Origin of the sequence: Pseudomonas sp. PHC1 (assembly GCF_046487845.1) — a bacterium.
In the GTDB taxonomy this organism is placed as follows: Bacteria; Pseudomonadota; Gammaproteobacteria; order Pseudomonadales; family Pseudomonadaceae; genus Aquipseudomonas; species Aquipseudomonas sputi.
Map to the genome: position 1 here is coordinate 1 of NZ_JBJXHJ010000049.1, position 2570 is coordinate 2570.

The following is a 2570-nucleotide window of genomic DNA, read 5'->3' on the forward strand; positions in this document are numbered from 1 at the left end:
GTGACTGCGTACCTTTTGTATAATGGGTCAGCGACTTATTTTCAGTGGCGAGCTTAACCGAATAGGGGAGGCGTAGCGAAAGCGAGTCTTAATAGGGCGTCTAGTCGCTGGGAATAGACCCGAAACCGGGCGATCTATCCATGGGCAGGTTGAAGGTTAGGTAACACTGACTGGAGGACCGAACCGACTACCGTTGAAAAGTTAGCGGATGACCTGTGGATCGGAGTGAAAGGCTAATCAAGCTCGGAGATAGCTGGTTCTCCTCGAAAGCTATTTAGGTAGCGCCTCATGTATCACTGTAGGGGGTAGAGCACTGTTTCGGCTAGGGGGTCATCCCGACTTACCAAACCGATGCAAACTCCGAATACCTACAAGTGCCGAGCATGGGAGACACACGGCGGGTGCTAACGTCCGTCGTGAAAAGGGAAACAACCCAGACCGTCAGCTAAGGTCCCAAAGTTATGGTTAAGTGGGAAACGATGTGGGAAGGCTTAGACAGCTAGGAGGTTGGCTTAGAAGCAGCCACCCTTTAAAGAAAGCGTAATAGCTCACTAGTCGAGTCGGCCTGCGCGGAAGATGTAACGGGGCTCAAACCATACACCGAAGCTACGGGTATCACGTAAGTGATGCGGTAGAGGAGCGTTCTGTAAGCCTGTGAAGGTGAGTTGAGAAGCTTGCTGGAGGTATCAGAAGTGCGAATGCTGACATGAGTAACGACAATGGGTGTGAAAAACACCCACGCCGAAAGACCAAGGTTTCCTGCGCAACGTTAATCGACGCAGGGTTAGTCGGTCCCTAAGGCGAGGCTGAAAAGCGTAGTCGATGGAAAACAGGTTAATATTCCTGTACTTCTGGTTATTGCGATGGAGGGACGGAGAAGGCTAGGCCAGCTTGGCGTTGGTTGTCCAAGTTTAAGGTGGTAGGCTGAAATCTTAGGTAAATCCGGGGTTTCAAGGCCGAGAGCTGATGACGAGTTGCCTTTAGGCGACGAAGTGGTTGATGCCATGCTTCCAAGAAAAGCTTCTAAGCTTCAGATAACCAGGAACCGTACCCCAAACCGACACAGGTGGTTGGGTAGAGAATACCAAGGCGCTTGAGAGAACTCGGGTGAAGGAACTAGGCAAAATGGCACCGTAACTTCGGGAGAAGGTGCGCCGGTGAGGGTGAAGCACTTGCTGCGTAAGCCCACGCCGGTCGAAGATACCAGGCCGCTGCGACTGTTTATTAAAAACACAGCACTCTGCAAACACGAAAGTGGACGTATAGGGTGTGACGCCTGCCCGGTGCCGGAAGGTTAATTGATGGGGTTAGCTAACGCGAAGCTCTTGATCGAAGCCCCGGTAAACGGCGGCCGTAACTATAACGGTCCTAAGGTAGCGAAATTCCTTGTCGGGTAAGTTCCGACCTGCACGAATGGCGTAACGATGGCGGCGCTGTCTCCACCCGAGACTCAGTGAAATTGAAATCGCTGTGAAGATGCAGTGTATCCGCGGCTAGACGGAAAGACCCCGTGAACCTTTACTATAGCTTTGCACTGGACTTTGAATTTGCTTGTGTAGGATAGGTGGGAGGCTTTGAAGCGTGGACGCCAGTTCGCGTGGAGCCATCCTTGAAATACCACCCTGGCAACTTTGAGGTTCTAACTCAGGTCCGTTATCCGGATCGAGGACAGTGTATGGTGGGTAGTTTGACTGGGGCGGTCTCCTCCTAAAGAGTAACGGAGGAGTACGAAGGTGCGCTCAGACCGGTCGGAAATCGGTCGTAGAGTATAAAGGCAAAAGCGCGCTTGACTGCGAGACAGACACGTCGAGCAGGTACGAAAGTAGGTCTTAGTGATCCGGTGGTTCTGTATGGAAGGGCCATCGCTCAACGGATAAAAGGTACTCCGGGGATAACAGGCTGATACCGCCCAAGAGTTCATATCGACGGCGGTGTTTGGCACCTCGATGTCGGCTCATCACATCCTGGGGCTGAAGCCGGTCCCAAGGGTATGGCTGTTCGCCATTTAAAGTGGTACGCGAGCTGGGTTTAGAACGTCGTGAGACAGTTCGGTCCCTATCTGCCGTGGACGTTTGAGATTTGAGAGGGGCTGCTCCTAGTACGAGAGGACCGGAGTGGACGAACCTCTGGTGTTCCGGTTGTCACGCCAGTGGCATTGCCGGGTAGCTATGTTCGGGAAAGATAACCGCTGAAAGCATCTAAGCGGGAAACTTGCCTCAAGATGAGATCTCACTGGAACCTTGAGTTCCCTGAAGGGCCGTCGAAGACTACGACGTTGATAGGTTGGGTGTGTAAGCGCTGTGAGGCGTTGAGCTAACCAATACTAATTGCCCGTGAGGCTTGACCATATAACACCCAAGCAATTTGAGTCGAAAGGCCAGATTGCGGTGTGTGAAGACGCAATGAACCGAAAGTTCGACGCTCACAAGATACCGACAGCTGTCACATACCCAATTTGCTGAAGCGAGGCCAGCCGGCCGCGAGTCAGTACCCGAATTTCTTGACGACCATAGAGCGTTGGAACCACCTGATCCCATCCCGAACTCAGAAGTGAAACGATGCATCGCCGA

At 52.5% G+C, this 2570-nt stretch carries 2 rRNA genes; both read left to right on the top strand.

Annotation, left to right across the window (positions count from 1 at the left end):
- Positions 1 to 2348 (top strand): 23S ribosomal RNA (locus ACKJSM_RS28580); the annotation flags it as partial.
- Positions 2349 to 2499: 151 nt separating this feature from the next.
- A 5S ribosomal RNA gene (gene rrf / locus ACKJSM_RS28585) occupies positions 2500 to 2570 on the top strand; the annotation flags it as partial.